This is a genomic window from Anabaenopsis tanganyikae CS-531 (genome assembly GCF_029891675.1).
Classification (GTDB): domain Bacteria; phylum Cyanobacteriota; class Cyanobacteriia; order Cyanobacteriales; family Nostocaceae; genus Anabaenopsis; species Anabaenopsis arnoldii.
Window position 1 is genome coordinate 1 of sequence record NZ_JANQDF010000169.1, and the last position, 9,069, is coordinate 9,069.

Below are 9,069 nucleotides of genomic sequence, written 5' to 3' on the forward strand. Positions count from 1 at the left end.
AGATGAGAATGCTGCTAAGAACATAGAAATGGTCGGCATGGGGCATCGGCACGACCTAAAATGGACAGGGAGTGACTGTAAGACTGTTTCGGCAGCGAGTTACTGTGAACTGTCAAGAATCACCGACCTTCAAGGTCGGTGAGTATGTCAACTCACACTTGTACGCAACTTGTCCATACCCCTGATGGTGGTAATTGGTGAATCTAGTCCCCCCAAGTCCCGACAAGAAATGAACGCCGTAGCAGCACTACCAGGAGTAAGAAGCGTAGTTATTCCCGGTTCTCTGGGATTACATGAAGAACACCCAGACATTGTTTTCACCGCCACACAAGACTTCTTACTACACCCATAAAATTGCTGACTGTGAGATAACTGATTTTCTCAACTTTCCTGATCAACACCAAAAGTATTGTAGACTGCATCAGGATTAACATCTATATATGTCCTAGGACTGATGGGTTAGTAAAAAAACCATAGTTAAAGTATCATCATATAAACTTTAAACATCCTCTTACAGTGAATCCACCACAAAGATATAAAAAGAATTATCATGGGTGGTAATGATTATCTAACCTATGACAAAAAGGCATTTAGACAATGTTAACTGAAGAAATCACGAATACCGTACCTGTAACTGTACTCACAGGTTATCTGGGTTCGGGAAAAACCACTCTTCTCAACCATATCCTCACCTACGAACACGGAAAAAAAGTAGCTGTAATTGTCAATGAATTTGGGGAAGTAGGTATTGATAATCAACTGATTATTGATGCAGATGAAGAAATTTTTGAGATGAATAATGGCTGTATTTGCTGTACAGTGCGTGGGGACTTAATTCGGATTATCGGTAACTTAATGAAGCGGCGCGATAAGTTCGACCATTTAGTGATTGAAACCACCGGTTTAGCTGACCCAGCGCCGGTAATTCAAACATTTTTTGTCGATGAAGATATGCAAAGCTTACTGTCTTTAGATGCAGTGGTAACTGTTGTGGATGGGAAGCATATTTGGCAACATTGGGATGCTGACGAAGCCCAAGAACAGATTGCTTTTGCTGATGTGATTCTCCTAAATAAAACTGATTTAGTCACCCCAGAACAGTTAGATGAATTAGAACAGCGCATTCGGGGGATGAATGCAATGGCAAAAATCTACCGTACCCAAAACGCCCAACTAGAGATGAACGCTTTATTGGGTGTGAAGGCTTTTGATTTAGAGAGGGCGTTGGAAATTGACCCGGATTTCTTGGGTGAAGATGCTCACCAACATGATGACCAAGTTTATTCTGTAGCATTGGTGGAAGCAGGAGAGTTAGATGGAGAAAAACTAAACGCTTGGTTGTCTGAGTTATTGCGTACCCAAGGACAGGATATTTTCCGCATGAAAGGGATTTTAAATATTGCAGGGGAAGATAATCGCTATGTGTTCCAAGGTGTGCATATGATCTTAGATGGTAGACCCGATCGCCCTTGGAAACCAGATGAAACTCGCAAAAATGAGTTGGTTTTCATTGGTCGTAATCTTGATGGAGCCAAACTTAAGCAGGATTTTCTGGCTTGTTTTGTTTAAACTAGGTACAGACTAAGCTACAAGGGAGTAGGATGATTTCTTATTCCCCATTTCCCCATTCCCCTTTGAGTTATGAACCCTACAGCTAGTAAATCTAAGGAATTTGAAGAACACTATTCCGCGACTCTTTCCGACTATGTGACTGCGATCGCCTGGTCTCCCCATGGTAAAGTCCTAGTTGCTACCTCCGCAGCTGGTGAAGTTGTCCTAGTGAATGATAACCAGCTCACCACCTTACAAACGGGGGGAAGTACATCAATAGACTGTGTAGCTTTTTCTCCAGATGGTCAGTTTTTAGCTGTGGGGGGACAAAATGGACAGGTAAAAATTTGGCAAGGTACGGAATTAATTACTACCTTAGAAAATGCCCCCGCATGGGTAGATAAGCTGGGGTGGAGTCCCTCCGGTAATCAACTAGCCTTTAGTTTAGGGCGTTGTGTCCAAGTCTGGGATGCGGACAATAGGGAGGTAGTTGTTACCCTGAATTTTGATAACTCCTCAGTATTGGCCATTGATTGGCGTAGTGATGGGGAATACCTAGCAATTTCTGGGTATAAAGGTGTAAAGATTTGGGATAGCCAAAACTGGGAGCAGGAACCATATATTTTAGATATATCCACTGTCAGTATAGCCATGGCTTGGTCACCCGATGGTAAATTCCTAGCCTCTGGGAATATGGATCGCAGTATCACTGTTTTAGAGTGGGGTAATCCCGACCCCTGGATTATGCGGGGATTTCCTGGTAAAATTAGACATCTAGCATGGTCACAAGTCACTAACAAACTGGGTGCGCCAATTTTGGCATCTTCTAGTGTAGAGGGTATCGTAGTTTGGGAAAAGCTAGAGGATGAAAATTTGGGCTGGGAAGCACGGATTTTAACTAATCATGTGGATATGATCACCGCGATCGCCTTTGCGCCTCAAAGTTTCCTCCTAGCTTCCGCTGCTAGTGATGGTTGGTTGTGTTTGTGGAAAAAAGCCAAACAAGTTACCCAAGTACTCACCGGTGTTGCTCGAGGGTTTTCTACTCTAGCTTGGCATCCCCAGGGTAAGTTTTTAGCAGCAGGTGGAGATCAAGGGGAGTTACTGGTTTGGTCTAAGGTGTCACGGGGTCAGGGATTCGGCGCTAGTTAAAGGTAGTTAAAGAGGAAGGTGGGGTCAAACAATATCTGATACATTAATCAGAACTTTTAAAACATCCTCTAATATGTGTTCCCCGTTCCCTGTTCCCCGTTCCCTGTTCCCTTTATAATCATTCAGGTTGAAGCTAGATAATTTATTGGTTATTCTGGATGAGCAATATTATTTGGGTATCAATCATGAATATAGCCAAAATGATTTTACTAGCATCTCCGGTATTTCTAGCATCTATACTCCTGCTAGGCAACCCAGCACCTGCATTTACTACACAGATGACCTCCGTACAGTCTCAGCCATGGGGGGGATTCTCAACCCTTCATGTCAGTAAAACATCTAATCCCATTATGGATCAACTCGGTTGTAACTGCGCCACTTGTGTTCAGTCTAAATTGGAAATACTCCAAGGAAAGTTACCATCTGTGGATTTTTGAGCACATTTAAATTACTAATTCATGTTATCAATGTTATGGGGTGGGCTATTAGTCCGCTTTTTATAGTTTTTACACATCCACTGGGGAATCGATGATGGTTAAAAAACTACTATCAAATCATTTATCAAATAATTTATTACCTGGTATCTTAGTAGTTTTAACAATCGGCTTTCTGGGATGCGCAAATCAAAGAGTAACCACCTCATTTACTCAGCCAAGCACTAAAATACAAGAAAATCTTCCCCGGGTTGTCGCTACTACCACCATACTTTGTGATTTAACTAGACAGGTGGCGCAAAATACAATTAACCTCACCTGCTTGGGTTCCCCTGATAACGACTCTTATTTCTATCAACCCAGATCGGGACACCGGGAAGCGATCGCCCAAGCTGACTTAGTTTTCCACACCGGTTACAACTTTAAATCAGAACTGCTCAAAACACTTGCAGAAGGTAAAACTTCTACCCCCAAAGTAGCTGTAAATGAACTAGCAGTTCCCCAACCCCAGCAATTTCTCGCATCTGGCGAGAGATTAGCTAATCCTCATGTTTGGCACGATGTTAAGAATACTATCAGAATGGTGGAGATAATTAGCCACAATCTTAAAATTATTAACCCAGATTATACCACATTTTACAGTGATAACGCCAGATTAATTCAAAATGAACTTACTCAACTCGATACTTGGATTAAGTCCAGGATAGATACTATCCCCAAAGACAAGCGGAAGTTACTCGCTACTAGTAATGTGATGAATTATTACACTACAGCCTATAAAATCCCTTTGGTAAAGGGTTTAGAGAATATTAGTAGTATAGTAAATCCCACCGATGCACAAGTAAAAACTTGGGTGACAACCATTCAACAGGCCCAAGTACCAACAATTTTTCCCGATACCACTATTAACCAGCAGTTTATCGCATCTGTACCTACCCCGGCTAATGTCAGAGTATCTCAAAGGCAATTATATACTTATGGACTGGGTGAACCAGGTGGCGAAGCCGATAATTATCAAAAATTAATGGTTGCTAATACACGCACCATTGTAGAAGGTTTAGGGGGGACTTACTTAATTTTTCCCCCAAGATTTCCTGCTATATAAAACCTAGATAAAACTAGACTTTACTTTTTACTTCAACGGGAGCATGGGAGCAGTTATCCCTGGTGTAGACTTTCACGCCTTAGCCAGACGCGATTGTGTTCCAATTAAGTTTCTGAAAAATACTACCACCATCATTGCTTGGTTTTCGCGTCGGCAATAGTCTCAATTCAATACTTGATCTTGATATCACCTTATTATATATCAAGTAGCAGCACTACACCCCTATCGTTACAGGTTGCTCAATTGGACAAAAAAAACCCCGGACTTCGCCAAGAAGTCCGGGATATATCAATTGAATGGAAAACTCGTAAATATTTCGGCTCTCTGGTTAAAGGAGATGGCAGGTTTGGATCTTTTAGTAGTCACAATCGTAACCACTGCCATGATGCGATTACATTAACCAATTAGCCTTTATTTTTTTGGCTTGATAAACTTATCAATATTTATCTACTTTAAGAATAGCATAATAGACAGTCCGACGCAAGTCAATATTAGGTATCTGAATTTTAGCACCGCCAGTAACCAAAATCCCCCGCCATGAAGGAATAGCGCATGGGAGCGGGACTCGGCACAATTCCCCAAGGCGAAAGGTTGATGTACCGCCGGCGATCTGCTCGCAGCAGCGCTTCGCTATCCCAGGTATGGTATATCTAAAACGGCGAACTGTTGTCGCCATGGGTCAAATACCAAAAAGCGATCGCCCATAGTTTGGCGTTTTTGCAGTAGATGGGTTACCAATGTTAAAGCATGAAGACCAGCACCAATAACAGCTAAGTCAATTTTAGGAGGTGATGGAGGATTGACCATTAATAAATAGATAGAACCTAGTGATAATAATTATCATTCTATCTTAGGTTTACTAATTATCTTGACAATAACTTGCAATTATATCAGGATACTTCTAGTTTATGTGTTTGTTGTTTAACAATGAGTTCCATGGCAATCAATAATCTGTTTAGCGCCGGTGGTATCGTCATGTGGCCACTATTGGGCTTTTCTGTATTAGCGGTGGCGCTAATTATTGAACGGATTAAGTTTTGGCTGCAAATCAACCGAAGACAAAACCGGATCATTCAAGAAGTATTACAACTCTATCGCAGAGATAACCTAGTTACTGCCATAGGTATACTCAGAAACAATGCCAATTTACCCCTATCCCGGATTTTCCTAGCAGCTTTAGAATTAGAGGAAGCCACCCCAGAAGAATTTCGCTTGGCCTTGGAAAGTGAAGCCCAAGCAGAAATACCTGGACTTAAACGCTTTCAGAACATTTTTGACACCATTATCAACCTCGCCCCCCTCCTAGGACTCCTGGGTACTGTCTTGGGTTTAATTACTTCCTTTGCTTCCTTGAATATTGGTAATGTGGGGGGTACACAAACCATAGGGGTTACCTCCGGTATTAGTGAAGCCTTGGTATCTACCGCTACAGGGTTAATAGTTGCCATCTTTACCCTGTTTTTCGCCAACACCTTCCGCGGACTTTATCAGCGTCAAATAGCCCTATTCCAGGAATATGGCGGACAACTAGAACTGCTGTATCGCCGTCGCCATCAACCAGGAGAAAAAGACTATGCGCCTACAAGATGAACCCGATTTACCCGCACAGATTAACATCGTCCCTATGATTGATGTCATCTTTGCTATTTTGACATTCTTTATTATGTCAACTCTGTTTTTAACTAGATCACAAAGCCTACCAGTCAACTTACCACAGGCAGCCACAGCTAATCAACAATCAGCCCCCTTGACCATTACCATCAGCATTGATAGTCAAGGGGTGGTGAGCTTAGACCGTCAACCAGTTCCCCTCAATTCCCTGGGGGAACGGATCGGTACTTTGGTAGAGGGGAAATCAGAACCTATGGTAATTATTAATGCTGATCAAAAGGTAGAACATGGTCAAGTAATTGCAATTATGGATCAGGTGCGGCGGGTAAAAGGAGTAAAACTAGCGATCGCCACCCAGAAACCCTAATTTAGTACACCTAAGTTTTAAACTATGACAGACTGTCTTTTGACATGATTTAACTACAGCAACGACAATACCACATAGTATTTTGATGAAATGTTCCCAAAACCAAGTGAATAGATATAGATATTGTGTGGTGTTATCTGTTGTAGTCCAGAGCTTATGTATCAGCTTACCTAGTGTTGCTAACCCAAGTCAACAAACAGAGTTAGTTCTTGATAAAAATTATTATTTAAATCTTGAGTTACCAGTTACCCCTGGTGAATTATTAACTCAACAGTCCCTACCCATTGAATTTACCTTAGAAACCGAGCCAGAAGAAGCTACCACAGACGAAAATAACGAAGATGTAGATATTCTGCTAGAAGTATTAGGACAACCAGATAATTTTTCCGGTTCCACACCGGTGTATGTCATAGACCAGGAAGAAATTAAAAGACAAAATGCGAGCAGCGTCGCCGATGTTTTAAAAAGAATGCCTGGTTTTGCCATCAATGACGTTGGTCATGGTGCTGATATTCACACAGGGACATACTACCGAGGAGCATCAATTAACCAGTCTGTATTTCTCATCAATGGCAGACCAATTAATAATGATATTAGCACCTATCATGGTGGAACAGACCTAAATAGTATTCCCGTAGAAGCGATCGAGCGGGTAGAACTATCCAGCGGTGTCACCTCAGCTTTATATGGTTCCTCAGCCTTTGGGGGAGTAGTGAATATTATTACCAAAGAAGGCTATGATACCCCCAAACTAAATAGTAGTGTACAATTTGGCTCATTAAACCTGAATAATCAACAGGTCACCTACAGCGCTGGGGTAGATGATGTGAGATATAACTTCAGCTTTGAAAGATTTTTCATCGACAACCGTTACTCAGTCCCCGAAGGTGCTGCTAACCGTGACGCTCAAGGGTTACTCTCCAATGCAGACACAGCCACCAGTACCTACTTTGGTAGCATTGCTTTAGACTTAGATCCTCAAAACTCCTTAAATTTAGACATTAAAAAACTTAGCAGTCGCCGAGGCTTAGTTTACTTTGGGTTTCCCCCCCTGCTGCAAAGAGATAGATTAGACCATGACGGTTTAAATGTAGGCTTATCTTGGCAAACCCGCCTAGGTAAAGGCGAAAGCTCCAACTTAACCACCACCATAGGATATAATCAAGATTATTTTAGCACCTATGGCCCCACATTCTTTACCGGCACAGTATATAACCGCCTGGGGGTGTTAGATAGCCAAAAAATTACCGCCAGAGTAGATCATGATTGGCAATTAACAGCCAATAACAAACTGCGCTGGGGATTAGACTTACGAAACTCTCAATTAAACGGTGAAACCTTCAGTACCAGACCTGACAGAGTGAGATTCAACGAAGTTGAAAATAGAAGCGTCTTAAATACAGCCTTATTTGCCGTAAATACCCTCAATGTTAGTGAAGATTTTCAGGTAGACTTAGGACTAAGACAGAGCTTTGATGGAGAATTTGGCAGTTACTTAAACCCTAGTGGTGGCTTACGTTATAGCCTCACACCCGCAGTCACCCTGCGAGGGAGTTGGGCCGGGGGACAGCGCAACCCAGGATTAGATCAACTATATCTATATGATACAGTCCATGGGTGGGAGTCCAACGCTGACTTAAAACCAGAAACCGGCTCATCTTGGACCATGGGAACAGATGTGAGACTCACAGATAACTTAGTAGGACAATTTACCTATTTTGGCAGTAGTTTAGACAATCGGTTAGCAATTGTCGCCGGCAAATGGGAGAATGTAGGGTTAGTAGACACCAACGGACTAGAAGCCGCCTTGAGATTACAAATTTCTCCCCGGTGGTCGAGTTTTGTTAACTATACCTATACAGATGCCGAAATCAAAACCGGAACACAAGCAGGTTTACAATTAGGTCTGATACCTTATTCCGTCGCCCAAAGTGGTATTAGCTACCGCAATTCCGGCTGGGAAGGGAATTTGTATCTTACCTATAATAGTGGAATGCGGCGAGCCTTATTTACTAATACTCAAGCGGGACAAACACCTACAGACTTTAGCCCATCCTTCCTCAACTTAGACCTGAGTAGCAAAATTCCCCTCACCAATAATACAGCCATGACCATATATTTAGAAAACCTCCTGGGTGAGCAATACGAAAAAGTCAACCGTATTTATAGTCCAGGGTTTACCGTGCGTGTGGGGGTAACTGCAAACCTTTAGAAATCCAACAGAATAAATTCTGAGTGCAACTTTTAAGCTAATCAAAGCGATTAAACTAGATTAACTACGGCATCCGTCAATTCTGACTCCTCAGAAAGCACGATAGAATCATGCGTCACGTTAAAGGCAGTTAGTTGCTTGCAAAGCACGCAATAAAATATTGCGTGCGCCATTCACATCACGATAGACCTGAATTCCGCAATGTGGGCATTTAAAAATTTTGTTTCCACCTAATTTATGGTGAACATGACCGCAGTTACCACAGGTTCGCGGATACCAAGTACCATTTTTGAAATTACCAACCTTGAATTGGATAGTTTGGCTTGTGGCTTTACAGCTTTTAAATTTCGCACTACCGCCTTGACTGCGAGCTTGTTTAAAGGCATCAAATGCCTCAAAACACGTTTCTTGACGTTGATGCCCTGGTAATGTTTTCACCCATTCTGGTACATCTATTTTTTGAGCTATTTTATCTAACTCCTCAGCAGATATCTTCACTTCTTTTTCTGTGCTAGTTTTCTGATCAATAATTAGTCTGACTTGAGTATCATAATTATTGTGAAGATAACTGATACATTGATTGAAGTAATAACGATAAGCAGCAAGCCAACGCTTCCAGACTCGATGTAATTCTTTA

General features: G+C 41.9%; 8 protein-coding genes and 2 pseudogenes. 8 read left to right on the forward strand and 2 right to left on the reverse strand.

Annotated features, from left to right (window positions below):
* Positions 1-151: 151 nt before the first annotated feature.
* From NWP22_RS16355 to NWP22_RS16375, 5 genes and pseudogenes are all read left to right on the forward strand, one after another.
* Positions 152-352, forward strand: a pseudogene (locus NWP22_RS16355) (alpha/beta fold hydrolase); the annotation flags it as partial.
* Positions 353-597: 245 nt separating this feature from the next.
* Positions 598-1,569, forward strand: a complete 972-nt coding sequence (locus NWP22_RS16360; RefSeq protein WP_271731475.1) for a CobW family GTP-binding protein — start codon at positions 598-600, stop codon at positions 1,567-1,569.
* Positions 1,570-1,641: 72 nt separating this feature from the next.
* Complete coding sequence (locus tag NWP22_RS16365) at positions 1,642-2,703, forward strand: WD40 repeat domain-containing protein (protein ID WP_271731474.1); 1,062 nt, start codon at positions 1,642-1,644, stop codon at positions 2,701-2,703.
* Between the two features lie 185 nt (positions 2,704-2,888).
* Complete coding sequence (locus NWP22_RS16370) at positions 2,889-3,140, forward strand: hypothetical protein (protein ID WP_271731472.1); 252 nt, start codon at positions 2,889-2,891, stop codon at positions 3,138-3,140.
* Between the two features lie 91 nt (positions 3,141-3,231).
* Entirely contained in the window at positions 3,232-4,242 is a 1,011-nt protein-coding gene (locus NWP22_RS16375) for a metal ABC transporter solute-binding protein, Zn/Mn family (protein ID WP_271731471.1), read from the forward strand.
* Between the two features lie 543 nt (positions 4,243-4,785).
* On the opposite strand, the pseudogene NWP22_RS16380 reads toward NWP22_RS16375, so the two are convergent.
* Positions 4,786-5,049, reverse strand: a pseudogene (locus NWP22_RS16380) (hypothetical protein); the annotation flags it as partial.
* 129 nt (positions 5,050-5,178) lie between these two features.
* Between NWP22_RS16380 and NWP22_RS16385 the strand changes: the two are divergent.
* The 3 genes from NWP22_RS16385 (at position 5,179) to NWP22_RS16395 (ending at position 8,432) form a co-directional block, all read left to right on the forward strand.
* Entirely contained in the window at positions 5,179-5,832 is a 654-nt protein-coding gene (locus NWP22_RS16385) for a MotA/TolQ/ExbB proton channel family protein (RefSeq protein WP_271731476.1), read from the forward strand.
* Positions 5,816-6,220, forward strand: coding sequence for an ExbD/TolR family protein (locus NWP22_RS16390; protein WP_271731470.1), 405 nt, complete (start codon positions 5,816-5,818; stop codon positions 6,218-6,220). Before NWP22_RS16385 ends, NWP22_RS16390 begins: the two co-directional genes overlap by 17 nt.
* Positions 6,221-6,305: 85 nt before the next feature.
* Positions 6,306-8,432: a TonB-dependent receptor plug domain-containing protein gene (locus NWP22_RS16395; protein ID WP_271731469.1), complete on the forward strand. Its 2,127-nt coding sequence runs from the start codon at positions 6,306-6,308 to the stop codon at positions 8,430-8,432.
* A gap of 120 nt (positions 8,433-8,552) precedes the next feature.
* Here the strand turns inward: NWP22_RS16395 and NWP22_RS16400 are convergent.
* Positions 8,553-9,069 (reverse strand): zinc ribbon domain-containing protein (locus NWP22_RS16400; RefSeq protein WP_280802113.1); only part of this gene is annotated, 517 nt, incomplete at its 5' end.